The organism is Larkinella harenae, from assembly GCF_054780515.1.
The window spans coordinates 371,474-393,736 of sequence record NZ_BAAGWE010000004.1 but is presented as its reverse complement, the minus strand read 5'-3'; the positions used below and the strand labels follow the sequence as shown (position 1 = coordinate 393,736).

Below are 22,263 nucleotides of genomic sequence, written 5' to 3'. Positions count from 1 at the left end.
CGATTTACTCATCATCGGTTTTGCCCTTAATTGGAATTAAGGCAGGTTGGCAAATTCCAGAATATATCCCGCTTTTTTATCTCCTTCGCTGGCGATGTAAAGCGTTCCATCGGGGGCAAAACAAATGCCTTCGGGCTGGCGAAACAAGCTGGGATCGAGGGGCGTTGACGCCACGATCCGCCCCTTCCGATTGACCACAACCAACATTTTACCCACCGATGTGATGAAATAAAAATCACCGGTTTTGGGATGAACCGCCAGCCCAGACGGTTTAAACTTGTCCGCCTTGATCCCGGCTTCCTTCAGCGCTTTTTCTTTCAAAACAAGCCCTTTAAAAACCACTTTGGATTTCAGGTCGTACATATAAACCGCTTTTTCCTCTTTTTTGGGACCGTCTTTTACAGCAATCATGAGCCGGTCGCTTTCGGAGTCATAAGCTAGTCCTTCAACTTCCGTTTTGCCCGGCAGATCAGTCGGAATCCGGGCAATTTCTTTGGAAAACGGCTTGAAACGGTATAAATCACCGTTACTTTTTAGCGTAAAAATTTCATTTTTCACCCACTCAATTCCCTCAAAATCGCCGTAATTCCCAAATACCGAAGAATCTGCAATCTGCTTTTTTTTCAGGTCAAAGATGTAAGCCACGGCCACTTCGTCCTGAATGCACAGCAATTTTCCCGGCTGATAATACGACAAACCGGAAACCTCCTCCAACTCCGGGGGAAGTGTAAACCGCTGGGCGGGCGCTGTTAAATCATACGGGATTACCTGAACTTCAGTTTGTTCAACGGTTTTTGAATCCTGCATTTTTTTCGAGTCGCAGGCACTCAGTATCACCAAAAAGACCCAAAAATACCCATAAACTTTACGCATCACTCAGTGTCTACAAGGTTAAGATTTTAATGAGTAATCAGGATGTAGAACTGCTATCATCCTCTATGCTTTAGCAATGTCCAGAATCGACTATAAATGGAGAACGGCTCATAACTAATAACCGCTGTTCTGCGCTTAATCCGACCCAACAAGAGACCTGCATTCAATTTCCGTACAAAAATCGGGCAACGATTCATCGTACTCTGGCGTATGGTTAATTAAGATGATTGGTAAGCATAGCAAAAATTGAAGCGCTTGTAAAATAAGGCTGAAAACCACCCGCATACCATCCAGCTTTGTAACCAATTTATCTATGACAGTTCTTAAATATAAAACAATTTGGCCACCTTTTTAGACTTTTCAATGATTCCACCACAAATCGTTCCGTTCCATCTACCTGGTAAACCATGTTGACTATTTTTGTGTTAAACTGCAATTGCTACTACCACTGCATCAACGGATGAACTATATTCTACGTGGGCGGTTCGGGCTTCTTTTTGTCATCCTGAATACACTCTTTTTGCCGGTTATTGCGCAAACATCTTACCAGATTAAAGGCCGGGTAACTGATGCAGCCACCGGTGAAGGCGTTCCATTCGCCAGCATTGCCATCAAAGGCAAAACGGCTGGAACAACCTCCGATGAGACGGGTCAGTACCTGCTAAAAACGACGCAGCGGGGCGACTCACTGCTTGTGTCGAGTATTGGCTATCAGACACGATCTTTCCGGATCAACGGGGCTATCGATCAGACCATTGATGCCGCACTGCCTTCGTCAGCCACCAAGCTTCAGGAAGTTAAGGTGTACGCCAAAGGGGGCGATCCAGCTTACCGAATTCTTCGGGAAACGATCCGTCGTCGGGATCAGTTTGATCCCGACCAGCTCCTGGCTTTTCAGTACGAAAGCTATTCCAAAGTGGAGGCATATGTCAACAACTTCGCGAATGAACGAAAAAACGGGCGCAAACCTGGCCCATTGGGCCGTGTGCTGTCTAAATTACCCGCTATTTACGACAAAGACGGCAAACCTGCAGTACCGGTGTATGTATCCGAAACCCTTTCGGAATATTACCAACGCTCCAGCCCGAACAAAACCAAAGAGCGCATTCTGAAAAGTCGGGCGTCGGGTGTTGGCGTCAGCGACGGCGGGGTGGCGGCCCAGCTGACGGGTTCTTCGTTTCAACAGTATAACTTTTACCGAAATTACATCAGTCTGCTCCGGAAAGACCTCCCCTCTCCTCTGGGTCAAGCCTGGCAGGCAGTTTACACCTTTCGGCTGGTCGATACCGTCGATGTTGCCGGAAAAAGCTGCTATCAGATTGATTTCGAACCCAAACGCGCAACGGATCTGGCCTTTGCCGGTACGGTCTGGATCGATACCACCCGGCTGGGGTTGGCGCAGATTGAAGCCCGCATCGACCAGCGAGCCAATATTAACTTTGTCGATGAAATCCGGATTGAGCAGGAATGGGAAGACGTAGAAGACAGTGAGTCGACCACGGCGGTTCGGTTGCCGGTCTTAACCCAGCTTCTGATTGATACCGATGAGCCAACGCCCAATGCGCCCGGGGCGCTGGTCCGGTTTTATATGGCCGCCCGTAACGTGCAGGTCAATCAGCCCAAAGAAGCCAAATTTTACGAACCACCCCTCGAACTGGCCGAAAACTACAGCGAGAAATCACCGGACTACTGGCAGAAAGCGCGCCCGGAAGGCTTGAGTCCGTCGGAGTTGCGCGCTTTCGATGTGGTCGACTCGGTACGAAATATGCCACTGATGAAGTTCTTGGGCGAGGTAGTGAACCTGACTATGGTGGGGTATTACCCGCTGGGCTCCATTCATCTCGACGCTGGCCCGCTGCTCAACAGTTACGCGTTCAATAACGTGGAAGGGCACCGGTTGCGGTTGGGACTTCGAACCAATACGGGTTTTAGCCGCCGGTGGGTGCTGGGTGGCTACCTGGCATACGGTACGCGGGATCAGCAATTCAAGTACGGCCTGAACGTCGACTATGTTATCCGTAAAAAACCGTATACCGTTGCCGGCATTCAAAAAAGCTACGACATCGAACGGCTGGGTACCTCACTTGAAAACCTGGGCGGAAACACCATTTTTGCCGCTTACACCCGCTTTGGCACCCTGCGACGACCTTACATGCAGGAGTCACGCACTACTTACATCCGGAGCGAGCTGGGCAAAGGCATCACGCAAACAATCAGCCTGCGAAACCGTACGTTTGAACCGCTGTTTCCATTTGCCTACCTGACCAGCCAACGGGATCAGACAACCGCTAGCACCTACCAAACCACGGAAATGCTGTTCGAGACGCGGTTTGCTCCGGGCTCGCTGATGATCCAGAGTGAAAACGACCGATTCAGGGTGGATGGTGTCAATAATCCGGTGATCACCTTTCGGTATCAGGTAGGAATGCGAAACGTTCTACACGGCGACTTCGCCTACCATCGCTTTAGTTTGAACCTGCGGCATTCCTTTCGAATGGGCGTACTGGGCCGCACCCGATATCAGATCAATGCCGGCTATATTCCTTCCACGATCCCCTATCCGCTGCTGTACATGCCTCTGGGGAACGAAACCTTCTTCCGCGTCGAGAATGCCTATAACCTGATGAATTTCTTTGAATTCGTCACCGACCGCTACGTGGGCGCTTTCGGGGAACACAATTTTGAGGGGTTGTTCTTTAACCGGATTCCGGCCATTCGCCGGTTGAAATGGCGATTCCTGGCTACGGGTGCCATTCTGATGGGCAATGTGAGCAACGCCAATCGGGCGCTCATTCCGGCAACAAACGAGCTGGGCCAGACGGTTTTGGGCTTTCAGTCGCTGGGGCAAACCCCGTATGTAGAAGTCGGTTACGGCATCGACAACATTTTCAAAGTGCTGCGCATCGATGCCATTCACCGCCTGACATACCGCACGAATCCCAACATTTCCACCTTTGGCATCAAAGTATCGGCCTGGGTTAATTTATAGCACCGGGCTTTTACCCAATGCCTACCACGGCCAAATGAACCGGTGAGAATCCGGCGTAGTATGGGCTAAATGTAATATCTTGCACCCGTAAAAGTCCCCTAATCAATCACATATTATTATGGCAAAAGCACCAGAGGCTGAAGTAGCGGTTTTGAAGGAGTTTATTGAGGCAAGCGGAACCTCGGCAACGGCCGACGAACGCGGCTTTTATTATGCCATCCACGCTCCGGGTTCAGGCCCCCACCCAACGGTACGTTCCAACGTAACCGTCAACTACGAGGGTTCGCTGACCAACGGCAAAGTCTTTGACAGCGGAAAAAATATAAGCTTTGGCTTGTATCAGCTTATTCTGGGCTGGCAGGAAGGAATTCCTCTCATTGCGCCGGGCGGCAGCATCACGCTCTACCTCCCGCCCAGCCTGGCCTATGGCTCACGGGCTCAGGCCGGGATTCCGGCCAATTCAATTCTGATTTTCAAAATTGATCTGATCCGGATTAACTAACAGCTTTTCAGAAAAATCAGAAACCGGAGTTGTACTTACCCGTTGCTTACGGCAACCTTCGGTAAGTGCAACTCCGGTTTTCATTGTTTTATAGAACGTTATAATCAACCCTGGGGATTGATACCAACCAGCTCAATATCGAAAATCAACTCTTCACCAGCCAACGGATGATTCGCATCCAGCGTTACCGTGGTAGCGGTTACATTCCGAACCACAACCGGTACGGTTTGCGGATTGCCGTCCTGATGCATGTTAAGCGTCAGGCCAATTTCCAGTTCAATATCATCGGGAATTAACGAACGCTCAAACTCAAAAACCATATCCGGGCTGGATGGACCATACGCATCTTCGGCCGGAATCCGGACGGTTTTAGCTTCGCCTACTTCCATGCCATTTACGCCCTCGTCGAATCCTCGGATCACCATGCCGCTTCCTACCTGAAACTGAAGGGGCGACCGGCCGCTGGAGGAATCAAACACGGTACCATCGTTTTTTCTGCCGGTATAGTGCACCTGCACCGTATCTCCAGCTTTTGCTTGTGCCATAAAAATAGAATAAGTTGTGTGCCCAAAACTAGGTAAACCCACCGAAAGTCACTTACGTTTTGGTAATTATTTGAGTTAACATGTCCCTATCCGCTCGCGTTCAGCCACTTTCTTTTAGCCCTCCGTCCCTGCTTTTGGGCTACAACGCCTGAATCAATAGGCCCTGGCAAAGATCACCCGCTGTTTAGACGGTTTGCCGCTGTATAGACACGTTCCTTCTTCCGCTTCAGCGTCAAACGGAATGCACCGAATGGTGGCTTTGGTTTCTTCCTTGATCGCTTCTTCGGTTTCGGGAGTGCCATCCCAGTGCGCCAGCAGAAAACCGCCCTTTTCGATTTGTTCTTTGAATTGATCGTAAGTGTCCACCCGAAACGTATTTTCCTGCCGGAACTGCACGGCTTTCTGGTAAATCGTTGCCTGAATGTCTTCGAGCAGATGCTGAATGTGGTTCACCAGGCCATCGAATGAAATGGTTTCTTTCGTTTTCAGATCCCGGCGGGCAATTTCGACGGTATTGTTTTCCATGTCCCGCATCCCCATGGCCAGCCGAACCGGCACACCCCGAAGTTCGTACTCGGCAAATTTCCAGCCCGGCTTGTTGGCGTCGCTGGTATCAAATTTCACCGATATTCCTGCTTTGCGGAGTTCTTTCACCAACGGATTGATTTTTTCGGACAACTGCGCCAGCTGTTCTTCATTCCGGAAAATCGGAACGATCACCACCTGAATGGGAGCCAGTTTGGGCGGCAACACCAAACCGTCATCATCGGAATGCGCCATGATCAGGGCCCCCATCAACCGGGTGCTAACGCCCCAGGACGTTCCCCAGACGTAATCCTGCTGGTTGTCTTTGGTCAGAAATTTCACATCGAAAGCCTTCGCAAAATTTTGCCCCAAAAAGTGCGATGTTCCGGCCTGCAACGCCTTGCCATCCTGCATCATAGCCTCAATACACAGCGTATCGTCGGCACCTGCAAACCGTTCATTGGGTGTTTTAGCACCCCGAATCACGGGTACCGCCATCCACTCCTCCGCAAACCGGGCGTATACGTCCAGCATCTGCCGGGTTTCCTCCTGGGCTTCCTGCGCCGTCGCGTGGGCAGTATGTCCTTCCTGCCAGAGAAATTCCGCCGTCCGCAAAAAAATGCGGGTCCGCATTTCCCACCGTACCACGTTGGCCCACTGATTGATCAGCAGCGGGAGGTCACGGTACGACTGAATCCAGTTTTTATACGTACTCCAGATCACGGTTTCTGAGGTGGGCCGAACAATCAATTCTTCTTCCAGTTTGGCTTCGGGATCAACCACCACCCCGGAGCCGTCTTCCGCGTTCTTGAGCCTGTAGTGCGTCACCACGGCGCACTCCTTGGCAAACCCTTCCACGTGCGATGCTTCTTTGCTCAGGAAAGACTTCGGAATAAACAAAGGGAAATAGGCGTTGGTGTGGCCGGTTTCCTTGAACATATCGTCCAGCGCCCGTTGCATTTTTTCCCAGATTGAAAAACCGTACGGCTTAATCACCATACAGCCCCGAACCGCCGAATTTTCGGCTAGGTCGGCCTTTTTGATCAACTCGTTATACCACTCTGAATAATTCTCGGAACGCGACGGAATAGCTTTTGCCATGACTGACTGAAATATATTTTTGGTGCAATTAAACCCTCACCTATAAATGTGGGTCTAATAATATGAGAAGCTTGCAAAGATAGGTTTTTATCCTATATTTGTAATCAAACGGCCTAGTTGTAATCATTTTGCCGACTTCTGTGTTTTTGTAATATGACGGGGTCCCTAAGAACCTTTTATCACCACAACACCATGAAAGTGCAACATACCTGGAAATACCTCACGCTACTGGCGGCTCTCGGCTTTTGGGGCTGTAGTCCCAGTAAGCAGCTTGCGGGTGAATCCGATGACCTTTACGGTTCGTCATCAGACGCCCCGGCTTATGCCTCGACTCAGCGGGAGTCTCGGCCGGTTGAACGTACGCGCACTGCCTCACAACGGTATGAGGACAGTAAACTGAACGCTAACCCCGACTATTACAACGAGGAGACGGCGGCTTTGTATGACGATGAATACTACAGCGATATTACGGCCCGGAAAGTACAACGCGGTATTTCACCCGATCCGGGCTGGAGTACAACGAACTACAACGATGGGTTTGCCGATGGCTACAACATGGCCTTCATGAATTCGCGCTGGAACCGCTGGGGCTGGAACAGCCCATTCTACGGGGGTTTAGGCCTGGGCATTGGTGTAGGTATGTCTCCCTGGGGCTGGAATAGCTGGCGCTATGGTGGAATGGGTATGTATGATCCATTTTACGGTGGTTTCGGAGGAATGGGCGGTTTTGGCGGTTTTTATGATCCGTTCATGGCCTATTCACCCTTCGGATTTGGGTACGGTTTCAACAGTTTTTACAACCCGTACATGTACGGAGGTGGGTTTGGCTTTAACCGCCCGGTCGTTGTGGTCAACAATTACGATCGCATCGGTGCCAACCGCGCCACTTACGGTGCCCGCCGGGGAGCCAGCAGCGACCGCTACAACGGTTCGTTCGTGAATACGCCCCGCAGCTATAACAACAACAGTGGTGGCCGCCGGTCAGGTGAGCTGAACTCGTCGAACAATACGGCGAACAACAACACCTACTATAGCCGCCCGAACAACAACAGCGGCAACGCCACAAACAGTGGATACGGAGCTGGTCGGGCCAACAGCCGGGGTGCGGATTATTACTACGGCGGTTCTGGCAATAGCGGTCGCGCGAATGCGAATTCCGGCAATTCATCAGCCCGGCCAAGCTACAGCGCTCCCCCCAGCAATTCCGACTATTACGCAGCTCCGCGCCAAAACAGCCGGGGCAGCTACACGCCCCCGTCAAACAGCGGTTCGCGGTATAGTGCTCCACAACAGCAACCGACCCGGACGTATCAGGCGCCAACTCGTAGTTACGAAGCTCCACAGCGAACCTACAGCCCACCCTCGCAACCGAGCTACAGCTCACCGTCCTACGGTGGTAGCCGGGGTGGTGGCGGATCATCGGGTGGCGGTGGCTACTCCGGTGGTGGTGGCTCACGCGGTCCGCGTTAACGGTGATTCAATCCGATCATAAAAAATAAAAAGCCCGTCGGTTATTACAATCGACGGGCTTTTTCGTTGTATAATCGTGCCGGAATTGCTGTTCAACGGTCGAACGAATGATCTTTTTTGGAGTTATTATTAAACCAAAGCTCTTTTAAATGCATCTATAGTTCACCGCCCGGTTAACAGGCAAAACCGTTACATGATTCTTATTTCTAGCACACACTTTTATGAAAAATAGCATCTGCATTGTAGGGCTTCTGCTGTACGCAGGTTCTGCCCTGGGACAGGCTGACATTTACGCCGGTGACGCATTTCGGTATTCAGAGATTACCCAAACCGGTACTGCCCGAATGCGCGCACTGGGCGGCAACCACGCCAGCATCGGCGGTGACGCCAGCTCCGTTTTTGGTAACCCAGCCGGTCTGGGTTTCTACAACCGCTCCGAGATCAGTTTGAGCCCGTCGCTGAACATAACGAGCGCGCAGGCTACGTACATCGGAAGTCAAACTTCGAACAGCATGACAAAACCGGGCATCAGTCAATTCGGTGTAGTGCTGGCGGGCAACAAACAAAACGAAAACCGTCGCTGGCGAAGAACCGCACTGGGGATTACGTATAACCGTCAGGTTCAACTCAGCAATAATTTTGTATTTGAGGGCCGGAACAACCGCAGCTCAATTGTTGATTCCTATATTGTTGACGCTAATAGACGGAATCTGACGGGCAATCAAATCAACAGTGCGTATAACAGTAGTACAAACGAAGCCGATTTTCCGTCTGCGGCTGCTTACCAGCTCTTTTTAATTAACGGGACGGTAACACCCCAAGACCCATCTCAGGGAGGTCCTCCGTACTTTCGATACGACCCTACGGCTCCTACCCAACAGCGCAACACGTACCAGTCATCGGGCGGCCATTCGCAGTGGACCATTGGATACGCCGGAAACCTGGATGACAAATTATACATCGGAGCGTCGTTGGGATTAACCCGCCTGCGGTTTGACTTTGAAAACGTTTACCGGGAAACCGTAGTGGGTGGGGCTGTGTTCGACAACTATAGCCAGATCGACAATTTTACCGTAACGGGTAATGGGATTAACTTCTCGCTGGGCATGATTTACAAACCCGACCGTAACCTGCAAATTGGCGCAACATTAGCGACGCCTACGTTCACCAGTGTACGGGAAACCTTTGAGCAGTCGTTAAGGGTTGTTGCCCGAGACCCTAACCTAAGCCAGCGGCTGGATCGCACTGAGGTTTTTGTCGTTCCGAACAACTTCGAATATTCCATAACAACACCGTTCCGGGCTTCCGGGGGGTTAACATACTTTTTGGGGGGCGGAAAACTCGGCTTCATCACGGCCACGGCTGATTACGTGGGGTATGGCGGTATGCGGGCCACCACCAGCGTGTACAACACCCAGGATAACACGGATTTCAAAAACGACGTAAAAAATGAAGTACAGCGGACCTATAAAAACGTCGTAAACCTGCGCGCCGGTGCCGAAATTCGGGCCGGGTTGTTGCGCATTCGCGGTGGGGTTGCTTACCTGCCCGATGCTTACAAACAGCAGTTGAATAACATTGATCGGACCCGGTTGTTGCTGTCGGGTGGATTGGGGGTGCGGACGGATCGTTTCTTCGTGGATGCCAGCGGCACGTACGGCACCACGAAATCGGCTTATACTCCGTACACATTACCTAACGCGTCGGATTACGCGTCGGCCCAAATCGACACCCGAATGACGAATGTTACCTTGTCAGTCGGTGCTTTCTTTTAACAGCTCCGCTCCCGGCACAAAAAGGGCTTCCCGATTTCGGGAAGCCCTTTTTGTTGGTCCAGGGTGAGTATTTTTCACGCAAACTGTAACCGCTCACAACAATTTTAAGTAAATTCGGTTAAGTAGTTGAACTAACTTTCAATGGGTAGATTCAAAATGCTGCGTTGGATCCGGCAAACGGTGGCTACCTGAACTGATTTTCAGCTTATTCCTTTTTTCATTTGAAAAAGCCCTTTACCACCGCTTCAGAACTTGCTTTGATCGACGGGTTGAAAGCACACAGCCGCGTCGCCTTCAGCCAGTTATACGATCGATACGCCAACACACTTTTAGGGGTTTTGACCAAAATCGTAAAAAACGAAACAGAGGCCCAGGATTTGTTACAGGACACGTTCGTCAAAGTCTGGAAAAATATTCACCGCCACGACCCTAACAAAGGCCGCTTGTTTACCTGGCTGCTCAATGTGGCCCGGAACACAGCCTTTGACTTTTTACGTGCGAAGAAAACCGAAAATCAAACCGAACTGCCGCTGGATGGCTATTTACCCGGCATGGGGATGACCTTCAATCATGTGGGATATATTGGCTTTACGGAGGCTATCAACACCACGCTGGACCCCCGCCACTGGCAGGTGATTCATTTGCTCTACTACCAGGGCTACACCCAACAGGAAGCGGCCGAGGAGCTCAAACTACCCCTCGGCACGGTCAAAACCTGGACCCGACTGGCTCTTATTCAATTACGGCAACAGTTTCACTCCGAACAGTTTGCGTTTCAGGGGTGATCAAAGCGTCACGCCATCGTTTTCCTGCAACTGTTGAGCTGGCTTCTTCGCCTGCTCTTTTAATTCTTCCAGCTTTTTCTTGCCGTAAGCAAACCGGGTAATCACAACAAACAGAACCGGAACAACAAAAATGGCAAGCGAGGTAGCGGCCAGCATCCCGCCAAAAACCGTCCAGCCGATGGTTTTCCGCGCAACGGCTCCGGCCCCGCTGGCAAAAACCAGCGGCAACACGCCCAAAATAAAGGCCAGCGAGGTCATAATGATGGGTCGTAGCCGCAAGCGAACCGCTTCCAGTGTCGATTCCAGCAAATCAACCCCTTTATCGACCCGCTCTTTCGCGAATTCGACAATCAGAATGGCGTTTTTGGCGGCCAGACCAATCAGAGTAATCAGACCGATCTGGGCATAAACGTTATTGCTAAGATACGGAATAAGCGTCAGCGTCAGGATAGCTCCAAATGCACCAATGGGCACCGACAACAAAACCGCAAAAGGTACCGACCAACTCTCGTACAAGGCCGCCAGAAACAGGAAAACAAATAGAATAGAGAGACCAAAAATATAGACTGAGCTGGACCCTGAACTAATTTCCTCGCGACTCAACCCGGAGAAATCGTAGCCATATCCGGCGGGCAGCACCTTATCCGCAACTTCCCGAAGGGCGTCAATGGCCTGCCCACTACTGTACCCCGGCTTCGGACTGCCGTTGATTTCGACGGAACGGAACAGGTTGTAGTGCGATATAAGCGGAGCATTTTCAATGACCTCGGTTTTGATCACGGTACTCAGCGGTACCATCGCTCCATTCTGATTCCGGACAAAATACCGGCCAAGCTGCTGAATATCGCCCCGATAAGCGGTGTCAGCCTGGGCCACCACCCTGAATTTGCGACCGTAGACAATGAAGTCGTTCACGTAGATACTGCCGAGGTACGTCTGCATGGTGGTATACACTTCACTGACGTTCACCCCCAGCTTCTTACACTTTTCACGATCTACATCGACGCGGAAAGCGGGCGTTTTAGACGTGAAATAGGTAAAAGCCCGCGCGATTTCCGGCCGTTTATTCGCTTCGGCCACAAAATTCTGAACAACTTTATCAAATGCCCGCACATCGTCCGTACTCTCCCGTTGTTCTATTTCGAAGGTAAAGCCCGCCGTTTGGCCCATACCGGGAATAGCCGGAGGAGGGATAACCACCACATTAGCTTCCTTAATCGTAGAAAGCGCCCGCTGCAGTTTTGCCACTACGGAATCAATCTGAACCGATTTATCTTTCCGCTCGCTCCACGGTTTTAGTTGAGTAAAGACCGTACCGCTATTGGACTTGCTCGAAAACGTAACGGCGTTCAAACCGCCCAAAGCCGAAAAGTGGGCAACGTAAGGCTGTTCTTTCAGGATTTTCATCACCTGATTGAGCACCGTTAAACTACGCGTGGTGGAAGAGGCTTCCGGGATTTCGTACGTGATGATGACCCGGCCTTCGTCTTCCGTTGGGATAAATCCTGTTGGTTTGTTTTTAAACAGGATTCCCGTTCCCACGAACAAACACGCCAGCAACACCAATACCAGCGGAGAGGCTTTAATCAAGCGGTTAACGCTTCGACTGTAGCTACTACTGGTTCGTTCAAACCACAGGTTGAAGCGGTAGAAAAGCCCGTTCAGTCCTTTCGATTTATCGGTAATTTCTGTTGGTTTCAGCATCAGGGCGCACAAAGCTGGCGTCAGCGAAAGGGCAACAAACGCTGAGATCAACACCGATACCGCAATGGTGATGGCAAACTGCTGATAAAGCCGCCCAACAATTCCGGGAATAAATCCGACGGGAACAAAGACCGCAGCCAGAATCAACGCGATGGCGACCACCGGGCCGGAAATATCCCGCATGGCTTTTCGGGTGGCTTCTTTGGCGGATATTCGGTCGTGGTCAATGTAGTGCTGAACGGCTTCAACCACCACAATAGCATCATCGACCACAATACCGATGGCCAGCACGAAGCCAAACAGCGTCAGCGTATTGATGGTAAATCCTAACGGAATAAAGAAGGCGAACGTACCCAGGATGGAAACCGGAATGGCCAATACCGGAATCAGCGTGGCCCGCCAGTTTTGCAGGAACAGAAACACCACCACCACGACCAGTCCCAGGGCTTCCATCAACGTTTTCACCACCTCATCAACGGATACCTGAACAACCGAAACCGATTCGAAAGGCACTACATAGTCAATGTCGTTGGGGAACGATTTTTTCAGCTCATCCATAGCCGCATAAACGCCTTTGGCCGTGGAAAGTGCATTGCTCCCGGGCAATTGGTAGAGCAGCAAATAAGCCGCCCGGTTTCCGTCGACAAAAGAGTTGCTGGTATAGCTGAATTTTCCCAACTGCACACGGGCAACATCTTTCAGGTACACAATGCCCCCCGACCCGGGTCTGCTCCGAACAATGATGTTCCGGAAGTCCTCTTCTTTGCTGAGCCGGCTATTGGTAAAAACCGTATATTCAAACGCCTGGGCGGATTGCTGCGGAGGAGCTCCCACCGAACCGGCGGCCACCTGTAGGTTTTGTTCCTGCAAAGCCGCAACGACATCACCCGGGGTCAGACCCAATTGAGCAATTTTGTCCGGCTGCAACCAGATCCGCATACTGAAGTCGTCAGCCCGCGAGAAAATATCCCCCACTCCTTCCACCCGCAGTAAGGCGTCGCGGATAAAGATATTGGCGTAGTTATCCAGGAACGTCACCCCGTGGGTTTTGTTGGGCGAATAAATCGCGACGAGCATAAACAAGCTCGGGTTCCGTTTCCGAACCGTCAGACCAAGCCGGGTTACTTCCGAGGGCAACTGCGGTTGGGCAATGCCCACGCGGTTCTGCACATCGAGAGCCGCAATATTGACATCCGTGCCCACATCGAAGGTCACGTTCATGGTCATTCGCCCGTCGCTGGTGCTGTTGCTTTGCAGATACAGCATGTCGGGCGTTCCGTTTACTTGTGTTTCGATGGGTGTTGCTACCGTTTGCTCAACCGTCTGTGCATCAGCGCCGGTATAAGTCCCCGTTACCTGAACAACCGGCGGGGTAATATCCGGGTACTGTCCAACCGGCAGGTTAAGAATGGACAAAGCCCCTACCAGCACGATGACAATAGAAATAACGATGGCCATGACCGGCCGGTTGATGAACGTATTAGCAAACATCTTTACTTCTGATTAACGGGTTTTTCCGGTGGTTGACTGAGCTGGTGGTGTCGATGCCGACACCGCAGCCGAATCAGCGGCTACTTTCACCACAGATCCTTCCCGTAATTTTTGAATACCTTCTGTCACAATTTTGTCGCCTTCCTGAACCCCATCTTTCACAATGACGTTAGGCCCAATGCGGTTTCCCAGCGAAACTTTTTTCTGCGCAACTTTGCTGCTGTCTCCCACCACATAGACAAAGTATTCTCCCATTTGCTCCGTAACGGATTTGTAGGGAATCAACAACCGCTGGCCCGACTCGCTGTTCAGCACCCGCAGGTTACCATTCATGCCGGATTTGAGCATGTTCTGTTTATTGGCAAAAAACAAACGTACTTTGAGCGTTCCGGTTTGTGGATCAACGGCGCGGTCGATGATGCCAATTTTGCCCGCAGCCTTGTAGGGAGTTCCGTCGGGCAGCACGAAAATAAACGTCGAGTCGCTGGCCTTCCGGTTTTGCAGCCGGATAAACCGCGGAATATCGGTTTCATCGATGGCAATGTCGACGGCAATCGGATCGTCGGCGGAAATGGTGTTCAACAGCGTCTGGCCGGGCGATACAGCTGCTCCCAGTTTCACCTGCGAGATTCCAATCGTTCCCGTTAAGGGCGCTTTGATCGTTGCATAATTCAGGCTCGTTGCCACCCGCGACACATTGGCTTTGGCAGCTGCCACCTGCATTTTGGCGGATTCCAGCGTGGCTTCGGCGTTGTCAACAACCTGCCGGGCAATCGCATCTTCCTTGGCCAGCGTCTGATACCGGTCGGCATCTTTCTGGGCGCGGTTCAGGTTTGCCTGCGCCACGCTCACGTTGGCAACTGCTTCGTCGTAATTTGCCTGGTATTGCTGTTTGTCAATTTCGTACAGCTTTTGCCCCTTGCTCACCACCTGACCTTCCGTGAAGAAAATACCGGAAATATAACCCGCTACCTGCGGAAAAATCTCGACCTGATTCAAAGGCGTTACCGTAGCCGGATATTCATCGTAATAGACCGCCGTTCCCTGACTAGCTACCGCGATAGCAACCGGGGTGGGCGGTGGAGGCCCCTGCTGGGCTTGTTTTTTATCTCCTCCGCAAGCCGTCAGAACAACCAGCAGAACAACCGGGATGGAAAGCGATTTAAAGCTCCTATTCATTCGAAATGAAGGATAAATGGGGAATTGCATAATTCATTTTCAGTAAGTCGGCACCGTTCCTAACGCCCGTTGCACGTCCAGTTTGCTGACCAGCACCTGATACAGCGCGTTAAAATACGTCAGTTGGGTAGCGCGAAGGTCGTTCTGCGCAATGATTACATCCAGATAGGCCCGAACCCCCGAACGGTATTGCAACTGAATAACCCGGTATACATCGTTGGCCAGTTCTAGATTTTCCTGTAAGGCGCGGTACGTCGCCAGATTGCCTTTGTAATTGGCCAGCGCCTGACTGTATTCTGTATTAACTATATTGGAAAGATTGGTAACATCCCACTCCGAACGCTGCAATTGAAGTTCAGCAATCCGGTTTTCCTGGATACGCCGACCACCCTGAAAAATGGGCAAGGCTATCGACAGACCAACCAGAGAATTGGGAAAGTTTCGGCTATATAAGCGGGAAAACTCATTGTTCTGGAATACAAAATTATAATTAGCCTGCGCCGAAACGGAAGGCAGATACGCCCATCGGTTGTACTTAATGTTCGCTTTCAGCAGATCCTGCTGCGTCCGAAGGAGCTGAAACTCAATGCGGTTTTCAGGTCTGATTAGTTGATTGGTATCTATAAAAACTTCATTGGTTAGCTGGAGCGTGTCATAAACAACGTTCAGCTCCGCTTTGGCCGGATAGCCCATCAATTGCTTCAAAAGCTGCGCTTTTCCGCTGATCTGCTCCTGGGCCTGCTTACGCTGAGCCCGCGAATTGTTCAGGGCAATAGCCGCCCGCTTGTAGTCCGTCCGGTCTACAATTCCACTTTTATATTGATTGGTGGCATCCTGCAAACTACGCTCCAGCCGAACAATGTCGCTATCCAGAATATCGACCTGCTTTTGGGTCAGGATCAGGTCATAAAACGCCTTACTCACGTTCACGGTTACATCGATCTGGTTATCCACCAAATTTTGACGCGCCCGTTGCCGATAGGTGTTGGCGGTCCGGCTGGCCAGCAACACATCGCGGTTGAAAATATTCTGGCTTAGTGCAAACTGGATATTCGATAAATTAGCCAAACCCGTGGTTACCGGTACCCGTTCCGGTGATGAGGGATTGCTGAAATTAGGGAGTAAGGAAATGGGGAGTTTGAGGTAATGCTGAATGTTGTAAGCGCCGGAAACTTGGGGTAGCCAGGCCGACAAAGCCGACCTGATGGTCCGTTCGGCAATCAACTGATCAATTTCGTTTTGCTTAATAACGGGCTGATGCTGAACGGCATAGCGGATACAATTCTCCAGTGTAGCCTGTTGTAGCGTGGAGTCGGCAGATTGTTGCGAATAAGACAAATAGGGCCAAAGAAAAACCAGGCAAGCAATCAGGCACTTTTTCGCTACGAACATAGAGGTTTACGGCACGATAACCTTTTAAAAACAGCAATCAGAGTGTGAAACTGTATATAATACACATTGACACTTTTAAATGGTTCCAACCTGTGCGAAAAAGATTATAACCTTTTAACCCCTATTAATGTTATAAAAAAGGTTCAATTTGCTTACTAAGCTCTTCTACAGCCGTTTCGCCCGAGACAATTAAATCAGCCTGGGTATAAAAAATTCGCCGGTCGTCGTACTTCTGACGCAGATTTTCCAGTAATGTAGGGTCATTCCGGTTGAAAAGCGGGCGTTCATCGTGCTGGTGGCGCACCATGCGGTCGAGCAGCAGCTCCGGCAATACATCCAGAAAAATACTGAACCCTGCGGTTTTGATGTACGCCATGTTGTCGTGAAAACAGGGCATTCCTCCTCCAGTTGCTACAACCAGCCGGCTATCGGGCTGAATGGTATGCAAAACCCGGCTTTCCACTTCCCGAAAATAGGCCTCGCCATCGGTTTGGAAAATAGCATTGATGCTGCGTCCGCCCTCTTCCTTAATGATTAGTTTGTCTGTATCGACGAACCGGTACGCCAGTTGCCGGGCCAATCGTTTGCCGAGGGTACTCTTCCCCGACGATGGCATCCCGACCAAAAAAATATTTTTCATTTAAAATCCCTGAACGACAACCACTTATTTGTTTTTCACCAACTTCACAACCTCTTCGGGAGCTGGCGTATCCACATGGTGCCACTTTCCTTTTACTACGCCATCGCTGATCAGCCACAAGCCGGGGTTGGAGCGCACGATGGTTTTCAAAACCGTGGCATCCGCTTTGTAAACCGGAACAGAAAGTTGGTATTCGTGCCGAAAATCATTGATTTCCTGATCACTGACCGAGGTTAAAATCATAGGCATAATTTGACTGCCTTCTACGCCTTTCATTACTTTGCGGATAGCGGGCATGTCGCCAATGCTCATGTCGTGAATATCCCGAATGATAAGCATGAGCTTGTTACCCTCAAACGTTCCCTGCGTAAAGTCACCCTCGTCGTTCCAGACGCGGTAATCCGTAATTTTAGGCTTGGCCGATTCGTTCAGCAATACCATTTCCTTAAACTTATAGGTCGTGTCGGTCGGGTATTTTTCGAGTTCAACTTCTTTTCCGTCCTTTTCCATTTTGTAAGAAAAGCGCAACGGTTCCGAAGGCTGCATCTGGGTCGGTATGCTTTTTCCCACGGCGTACGGAAGCAGATCGAGAGGAGGCAAATGGCGAATCGCGTACACGCCCAGGCCAACGGAGCAAATCGTAGCCAGCCCAACCAGGAACCCCGTAGGCAGGTTCCGAAAAACTTTCCGCTGCCAGATAATGACCAGAATCAGAACCAGCAGAAAAATATCTTTGCTGAACGACGTCCACGGCTTTAGTTTGATGGCGTCTCCAAAACAACCGCAATCGGTCACCTTGTTGAAATAAGCCGAATAAAACGTCAGGAAGGTAAAAAATACAATTAACGCCAGCAGTACCCAGGAAGTGAACCGAATCCGGTACGACAACAGCAACGCTACGCCCAACACGACTTCGGCTGCACAAAAAAATACAGACAGAATTAATGTAAATGGAATCAAACCGTGGAAAAAGCCCGCCATCGACGGCAAATCAAGGGCAAAAACCTCGAAGTATTCGGTGAGTTTAATCTGCGTTCCAACCGGATCGTTGATTTTGATCAATCCCGAGAAGATAAAAATAACGCCGACGAGGAAACGGGAAATCTGCGCGATGACACGCTGCCAGGTAGCCGGTTTGGGGGCTACCCGGGTACGGTTTGGGGCTACATTCATTGAGGTACAGAGGTTTCTACTATGCCTAACTTTATCAAACAGAACACCGCATAATTAATCATGTCCATGTAATTGGCATCGACGCCTTCCGAGATGAGCGTCTGGCCCTGATTGTCTTCGATCTGCTTCGTGCGAAGAAGTTTCATCAGGATGATATCCGTCATTGAGCTCACCCGCATCTCCCGCCAGGCTTCGCCGTAGTCGTGGTTTTTGGCAAATAGCAAGGCCATGACGTTGCCCACCTGCCGGTCATACAGCTCTGTCAACTCCTGAGCCGGTATTTCCAGTCGGTCGCTGTCGGCCAGTTCCAGTTGTATCAGGGCCATCACACAATAATTGATGATGCCCATAAATTCCGGTACAACACCCTCTTCTACCCGTTGCGTACCGCGTTCCTGCAAGGTCCGAATCCGTTGCGCTTTGATGAAAATCTGGTCGGTGATGGAGGGCAGCCGCAGGATGCGCCAGGCCGTACCGTAGTCTTTATTCTTTTTCTGGAAAACCTCTTTGCAGAGTTGAATCACTTGCCGATATTGAGCTTCGGTTTGCAACATACGTTGGAATCTTCAGTTGTCAGTCTTCAGTAGCCTTTTGTTTTCCGCAGCATTCTGAGCAATGACTGAAGAGAGGCGCCCAAAGACTACCTACTAATTTCATGCCGAAAGTTACGAAAAAAACGCTCAACCTGCGGGGAAATGTTCTGGACCTAAGTACCCCGGTAGTGATGGGAATCCTGAACAGCACTGCTGATTCGTTCTACGCCGGAAGCCGTATTCAGTCTGTCGATCAGGCCGTTGAAAGGGCCGCAGCCATGCGCTCCGAAGGGGCTACGTTTCTGGATATTGGCGGCTATTCGACCCGGCCCGGGGCCGCAAACATCAGTGCGGAAGAAGAAGCCGACCGGGTTTTACCCATCATCGAAGCCATTGTTCGGGCAGTTCCGGATAGCTGGATTTCGGTGGATACCTTTCGGGCTTCAGTGGCGCGGCAGGCAGTAGCGTCGGGAGCGGTTTTGATCAACGACGTTTCCGGCGGCACCCTGGACCCACAGATGTTCGAAACCGTTGCCGAACTGGGTGTTCCCTACGTGCTGATGCACATGCGTGGTACCCCCCAGACCATGACGGAGCATACCGTGTACCGAAGTCTGCTGCCGGAAATTTTATCGGAGCTTCAACTCCAACTGGCACGTCTGCGGGAACTTGGTCAGAAAGATATTCTGATCGATCCCGGCTTCGGTTTTGCCAAAAATCCGCAACAGAATTTTCAGGTGCTCAACCAGTTGGACGCCTTCCACACCTTCGACTGCCCGTTGCTGGTGGGCTTGTCGCGCAAATCAACCATCTGGCGGACGCTAAACATCCGGCCCGACGAAGCCTTGAACGGAACCACGGTTTTAAATACCCTTGCCCTGACCAAAGGAGCCGCTATCTTGCGGGTGCACGATGTACGCGAAGCAACCGAAGCGATTCAGCTCGTGATGAGTTACCAACAAGCGACTTAAAACCAATCCCTAAATCACACAATCTCTATTATGAAAATTGGCTTTCTCGACATTGAATGGGTTGATATTGTAGACGTTCTCTTGCTGGCCTTTTTGTTGTACCAGATTTATTTCCTGGTAAAAGGCACCATTGCCAGCCGGATATTCCTGGGCTATCTGCTGGTGTACCTGCTTTACCTGGTCGCCAAGGCCGTGGGGTTGGAATTACTGACCACCATCCTGGGGTACTTTATTAGCGTGGGCGCACTCGCTTTGATCATTATTTTTCAGCAGGAAATCCGACGGTTTCTGCTCATCATCGGCAAATCCACCAATATTGCCAACAGTCGTTTGTTCATGCGGTGGTTTCGACAACCAGCGGTGGTAGAACCGTCGACCCCTTTGAAACCCGTCATTGATGCCTGCAAATCCATGTCAACGGAATTTACGGGCGGCCTCATCGTCATTGCGAAAAACGACGATCTGGACAAATTCATCCAGACCGGTGACCCCCTCGAAGCGATCATTACCAAACGCTTGCTTTTATCAATCGCCAGCCAATACAGCCCCCTTCGCGACGGTGCCATCATTATTGCCGAAGACCGTATCCGGGCGGCCCGTTGCATCTTACCCATTTCCGAAAACGACGAAATTCTGACCTCAACGGGCTTTCGACACCGGGCCGCCATTGGCATTAGCGAAGTGACCGATGCGGCTGCCATTGCCATTTCCGAGGAAACGGGCCGCATCTCACTGGCCATTGATGGTGAATTGTATGCCAACATTTCTTCAGCCGAACTAGAAGAAAAACTACAGCAGTACCTGGCCGATTTGAGTCGTATCAAAAAAAGGGAGAACGGAAAAGACACCCCGGTTTAAAGAAAATACCTTGTAACCATTAACCCTCTTTCATTAACACCCTATCGACTATACAATTAAATATGTCACATTAAAAACCGCTAACTAACTTTGATCGTAGAATTGAAGGCCCGGATTTACTTTTATCCGACAGGAACTGTAAACTGTGCTGGATTTCAACGTACCCCCGTCTCTTAATTTTCCTGCACCTCATGGTGACTTTACCAGAATACGATCGACTGCCGTTAACCCAGAAGGCCGACTTGCTTTGGCAGCACGGGCAACATTTAATGAATCGGCCGGTGCCTCCCTTTACAGTAGGATTGTACGCCGTGGGGGATTTTTTTGTGGAGGCCTACTTTACCGAAAGCAAATATTACGAAGGCAATCACGAACTTCAGCATCTGTTCTCGCTTCGTAGCCAGCAGCGGCAGCATTCCCGAAACCAACACCCTTTTGAGCCGTATGTGGATCACATTGATCTGCTCCAACTCCTCTAAAAAACCATTTCCGGATCACATAGACGGTTTTGACCTCCTACGCAACCCGGAAATTTATTCCTTGCCAAAACCGTTCTTTCGTCTTAGCTGACAGACGCTTTGTCGCCCGCAGCCTCAGCCAGCGAATCGGCTCCTACCAGTTTTTTGTAGAGCGTCAGCGCCTGCGCCACAACCTGGTCCATGTTATAGTAACGGTACGTCCCCAAACGCCCAACAAAGTATACATTTTGTTGCTGATCCGCCAGTTGCTTGTACTTCCGGTATAACTCAGCATTTTCGGGCATCGGTACGGGATAATAAGGATCCCCTTCCGATTGCGGGTATTCAAACGTGATGCTTGTTTTGGTCGGGTGTTCCTGGCCCGTCAGGTGTTTGTATTCCGTCACCCGCGTGTATGCATGGTCATTCGGGTAGTTGACCACAGCCACCGGCTGGTGCCATTCTTCGTTTAGTGTCTGGTGTTCAAAGCGCAACGAACGATATGGCAACTTACCGTAACAATGATCAAAATACTCATCGACCGGTCCCGTATAGATCAATTGATCGTATGACAAATTGTCTTTCACTTCTTTAAAATCCGTACTGAGCATCAGCGTGATGTTCGGATGGTCGACCATCTTCTCGAACATCTTCGTAAAACCGTGCAACGGCATCGACTGAAACTCGTCGGAAAAATAACGATCGTCCTGGTTAGTCCGGGTGGGAATGCGGGAAGTCACCGATTTATCCAGTTCCGATGGGTAAACCCCCCACTGCTTCTTGGTGTAGTATTTGAAGAATTTCTCGTACAGATCGCGTCCCACCTGACTCACCACCACATCTTCCGAGGTTTTGATATCATCAACCGGTTCGCCCACGGTTTTGAAATATTCAGCCAGTTCGTCAGACGTAAAGTTTTTCCCGTAGAGTTTGTTTACGGTATCCAGGTTGATCGGAATCGGCAACAGCTGGCCTTCTACCGATGCCAGAACCCGGTGCTCGTAGGGGCGCCACTCCGTGAATTTAGACAGATAACCAAAGACTTCCGGCGAATTGGTGTGAAAAATGTGCGGACCGTAGAGGTGAATCAGAATACCGTCTTCGTTGTAATAATCGTAGGCATTTCCGCCGATGTGTGGTCGTTTGTCAATCAATAGAACTTTCTTTCCGGACTGGCTGGCCAGGCGCTCAGCCAACACACTACCGGCATATCCGGCTCCAACAATTGCAAAATCGTAATGCTGCATAAACAGACGATATAGTTTTTTTACGGGCTTAAAAATAGCAATTTTTCTTTAA

General features: G+C 50.5%; 18 protein-coding genes. 8 read left to right on the top strand and 10 right to left on the bottom strand.

All coding sequences use genetic code 11. From position 1 onward, the window contains the following. Positions 1–36: 36 nt before the first annotated feature. Complete coding sequence (locus tag ACYVH9_RS21705) at positions 37–873, bottom strand: SdiA-regulated domain-containing protein (protein ID WP_460638501.1); 837 nt, start codon at positions 871–873, stop codon at positions 37–39. A gap of 460 nt (positions 874–1,333) precedes the next feature. On the opposite strand from ACYVH9_RS21705, the gene ACYVH9_RS21700 reads away from it, so the two are divergent. Then, on the top strand, positions 1,334–3,862 hold the full coding sequence (locus ACYVH9_RS21700) for a DUF5686 and carboxypeptidase-like regulatory domain-containing protein (protein WP_460638500.1): 2,529 nt from the start codon (positions 1,334–1,336) through the stop codon (positions 3,860–3,862). Between the two features lie 118 nt (positions 3,863–3,980). Beyond that, positions 3,981–4,364 (top strand): FKBP-type peptidyl-prolyl cis-trans isomerase, encoded by a 384-nt coding sequence (locus ACYVH9_RS21695; RefSeq protein WP_460638499.1) that lies wholly within the window; start codon positions 3,981–3,983, stop codon positions 4,362–4,364. Positions 4,365–4,468: 104 nt separating this feature from the next. On the opposite strand, the gene ACYVH9_RS21690 is transcribed toward ACYVH9_RS21695, so the two are convergent. Together ACYVH9_RS21690 and proS are read right to left on the bottom strand one after the other, a co-directional pair. Continuing rightward, positions 4,469–4,909, bottom strand: a complete 441-nt coding sequence (locus ACYVH9_RS21690; RefSeq protein ID WP_460638498.1) for an FKBP-type peptidyl-prolyl cis-trans isomerase — start codon at positions 4,907–4,909, stop codon at positions 4,469–4,471. Positions 4,910–5,062: 153 nt separating this feature from the next. After that, a complete protein-coding gene (proS, locus tag ACYVH9_RS21685; RefSeq protein WP_460638497.1) occupies positions 5,063–6,535 on the bottom strand; it encodes a proline--tRNA ligase in 1,473 nt (490 codons plus the stop codon). A gap of 192 nt (positions 6,536–6,727) precedes the next feature. On the opposite strand from proS, the gene ACYVH9_RS21680 reads away from it, so the two are divergent. The 3 genes from ACYVH9_RS21680 (at position 6,728) to ACYVH9_RS21670 (ending at position 10,565) form a co-directional block, all read left to right on the top strand. Then, the gene (locus tag ACYVH9_RS21680; RefSeq protein WP_460638496.1) at positions 6,728–8,005 is read left to right on the top strand and encodes a hypothetical protein; all 1,278 of its coding nucleotides are present in this window, start codon (positions 6,728–6,730) and stop codon (positions 8,003–8,005) included. A gap of 221 nt (positions 8,006–8,226) precedes the next feature. Continuing rightward, on the top strand, positions 8,227–9,780 hold the full coding sequence (locus tag ACYVH9_RS21675; protein WP_460638495.1) for an OmpP1/FadL family transporter: 1,554 nt from the start codon (positions 8,227–8,229) through the stop codon (positions 9,778–9,780). Positions 9,781–10,001: 221 nt separating this feature from the next. Beyond that, positions 10,002–10,565, top strand: coding sequence for an RNA polymerase sigma factor (locus ACYVH9_RS21670; protein ID WP_460638494.1), 564 nt, complete (start codon positions 10,002–10,004; stop codon positions 10,563–10,565). On the opposite strand, the gene ACYVH9_RS21665 is transcribed toward ACYVH9_RS21670, so the two are convergent. The 6 genes from ACYVH9_RS21665 to ACYVH9_RS21640 form a co-directional block, all read right to left on the bottom strand. Further along, positions 10,566–13,760 carry an efflux RND transporter permease subunit gene (locus ACYVH9_RS21665; protein ID WP_460638493.1) on the bottom strand — a complete coding sequence of 1,065 codons (3,195 nt, stop codon included), beginning with the start codon at positions 13,758–13,760 and terminating at the stop codon, positions 10,566–10,568. It lies immediately after the preceding gene. 12 nt (positions 13,761–13,772) lie between these two features. Next, entirely contained in the window at positions 13,773–14,939 is a 1,167-nt protein-coding gene (locus ACYVH9_RS21660; RefSeq protein WP_460638492.1) for an efflux RND transporter periplasmic adaptor subunit, read from the bottom strand. A 39-nt stretch (positions 14,940–14,978) separates the two neighbouring features. Then, a complete protein-coding gene (locus ACYVH9_RS21655; protein ID WP_460638491.1) occupies positions 14,979–16,331 on the bottom strand; it encodes a TolC family protein in 1,353 nt (450 codons plus the stop codon). 130 nt (positions 16,332–16,461) lie between these two features. Further along, positions 16,462–16,971 carry a shikimate kinase gene (locus ACYVH9_RS21650; RefSeq protein WP_460638490.1) on the bottom strand — a complete coding sequence of 170 codons (510 nt, stop codon included), beginning with the start codon at positions 16,969–16,971 and terminating at the stop codon, positions 16,462–16,464. A 24-nt stretch (positions 16,972–16,995) separates the two neighbouring features. After that, on the bottom strand, positions 16,996–18,144 hold the full coding sequence (locus ACYVH9_RS21645; protein ID WP_460638489.1) for a BT_3928 family protein: 1,149 nt from the start codon (positions 18,142–18,144) through the stop codon (positions 16,996–16,998). After that, the gene (locus ACYVH9_RS21640; protein WP_460638488.1) at positions 18,141–18,698 is read right to left on the bottom strand and encodes a DUF1599 domain-containing protein; all 558 of its coding nucleotides are present in this window, start codon (positions 18,696–18,698) and stop codon (positions 18,141–18,143) included. The genes ACYVH9_RS21645 and ACYVH9_RS21640 overlap by 4 nt, the downstream gene beginning before the upstream one ends. 101 nt (positions 18,699–18,799) lie before the next feature. Here ACYVH9_RS21640 and folP point away from each other — a divergent pair, with 101 nt between their 5' ends. The 3 genes from folP (at position 18,800) to ACYVH9_RS21625 (ending at position 20,985) form a co-directional block, all read left to right on the top strand. Beyond that, positions 18,800–19,648, top strand: a complete 849-nt coding sequence (gene folP / locus ACYVH9_RS21635) for a dihydropteroate synthase (RefSeq protein ID WP_460638487.1) — start codon at positions 18,800–18,802, stop codon at positions 19,646–19,648. 30 nt (positions 19,649–19,678) lie between these two features. Next, positions 19,679–20,506 carry a diadenylate cyclase CdaA gene (gene cdaA / locus ACYVH9_RS21630; RefSeq protein ID WP_460638486.1) on the top strand — a complete coding sequence of 276 codons (828 nt, stop codon included), beginning with the start codon at positions 19,679–19,681 and terminating at the stop codon, positions 20,504–20,506. 191 nt (positions 20,507–20,697) lie between these two features. Beyond that, positions 20,698–20,985 (top strand): hypothetical protein, encoded by a 288-nt coding sequence (locus ACYVH9_RS21625; protein ID WP_460638485.1) that lies wholly within the window; start codon positions 20,698–20,700, stop codon positions 20,983–20,985. Between the two features lie 83 nt (positions 20,986–21,068). Here ACYVH9_RS21625 and glf read toward each other — a convergent pair whose 3' ends face one another. Then, positions 21,069–22,211, bottom strand: a complete 1,143-nt coding sequence (glf, locus tag ACYVH9_RS21620; RefSeq protein ID WP_460638484.1) for a UDP-galactopyranose mutase — start codon at positions 22,209–22,211, stop codon at positions 21,069–21,071. Positions 22,212–22,263: the final 52 nt, after the last annotated feature.